Below are 1,180 nucleotides of genomic sequence, written 5' to 3'. Positions count from 1 at the left end.
CTCTGTACACGACAAATTTCATAGGATCCTTGTCCTATCAGGCTTTTTCTTTCTTAAAATTGCTAGCACTTTCTTAAATTCTTCTTTTTTTCCAAAACCAATCAAACGTAGAATAGCCATTTGAACATAGTCCAAACCGTAGCGAAATAAACTTACTGAAAGTCGTCCATGCTTCTTTATTTTTATCGCTTTTTTCCGATCATGTTGCCATTCACCTGTTAAATAGCACCAACAGAAACCGATAGCTAGCACTGCTATCAATTTCTTGACTCGTCTAGGGTCTGTTAAACGAGTATTTTCAAGATTGAATCCACGTCCTTTGAGACAACTAAATAACGTTTCGATTTCCCAGCGTAATGCATAATCACGAATAGCAGAAGCATTAAACATAGGAGAAACAACAAGTAAAAGCTCTCCATCTTCTAATCGTAGCGCACTAATATACAGTTTCACTCGACCAACCCAAATACGTCGTTTACGACATTCAGTTTGACCAACTTGAAGATGACGAAATAAATCACTAATTTTATGATTCTTGGCTAAGTGATTGGTCACAATAAAGTTTTTTTAACACGTATACAGAAGTTAATGTCATTTTCAATTAACCATGTAAACCATTTCTCACCGATAAATTCTCTGTCTGCAAACACATTCACAATACGATCTTTACCAAAAATGGAGATAAAGCGTTGAATCAAAGCAATACGCTCTTTTGTATCTGAATTTCCACGTTTATTGAGCAATGTCCAAACAATAGGTATCGCTATTCCACGATAGACGATGGCTAACATCAAGATATTAATATCTCGTTTTCCCCATTTCCAATTAGTTCTATCCAAAGTTAATTGGACTTTATCGAATGAAAATATATTGAAAATTAACTGAGAAATTTGACGATAATCGAAATACTGATCTGCAAAGAAGCGTTGTATACGTCGATAAAATGATTGTGGTAAGCACTTGATGGGTAAGGCTTTAGATGCAGAAGAAAGATTACATGTCTGTTTTACAATTAATGCAAGCATAATCAGTGTAAAACATTTTGCATGTGACTTGTTCCACTTTAGATATTTGTTTAAGATGAGATGTAACTCATTGAAATGTGTCATCATATTCGTCGTCAGAAAACAAGTATTATGCCATTATTTCAATGAGTTATCTTTTTTTGTCGTGTACAAAG

1 protein-coding gene is annotated in these 1,180 nt (G+C 34.2%); it reads right to left on the bottom strand.

The annotated features are described in order from the left end of the window. Window positions 1–18: 18 nt before the first annotated feature. Window positions 19–1,109, bottom strand: a protein-coding gene (locus FTT83_RS15930) for an IS4-like element ISAba33 family transposase (RefSeq protein ID WP_107010211.1) whose coding sequence is annotated in 2 segments (ribosomal slippage) — window positions 19–569 and window positions 569–1,109 — 1,092 coding nt in all. Because the reading frame shifts where the segments join, the coding sequence is not laid out codon by codon here. Between the last annotated feature and the right edge of the window lie 71 nt (window positions 1,110–1,180).

This window comes from Acinetobacter sp. YH01018 (assembly GCF_013420295.1).
Taxonomy (GTDB): domain Bacteria; phylum Pseudomonadota; class Gammaproteobacteria; order Pseudomonadales; family Moraxellaceae; genus Acinetobacter.
This window is presented reverse-complemented; position numbering and strand designations above follow the sequence as displayed.